A 255-nucleotide genomic window follows, 5' to 3' on the forward strand; every position below is an offset into this window, starting at 1 on the left:
AGTGAGGGCCTCCTTCTTCCGAAGGTACGGAGGCAATTTGCCGAGTTCCTTCAACACCCTTCTCTCAAGCGCCTTGGTATACTCTACCAGACCACCTGTGTCGGTTTCGGGTACGGTCTATACGGAGAGGCTATTTCCTGGAACCTCGTCGAAGCACACCCAATCCGATAAGGGCATACAACTTAAGAGATCCGTCACACACCTCCAGGCCCACGAATATTAACGTGGTTCCCATCGACTACCCCCTTCGGGCTC

Annotated in this window: 1 rRNA gene; it reads right to left on the reverse strand. The window is 53.7% G+C overall.

The features are described from left to right. Positions 1 to 255, reverse strand: a 23S ribosomal RNA gene (locus C7I55_RS27635); the annotation flags it as partial.

Origin of the sequence: Allosphingosinicella deserti, from assembly GCF_003012735.1 — a bacterium.
In the GTDB taxonomy this organism is placed as follows: domain Bacteria; phylum Pseudomonadota; class Alphaproteobacteria; order Sphingomonadales; family Sphingomonadaceae; genus Allosphingosinicella; species Allosphingosinicella deserti.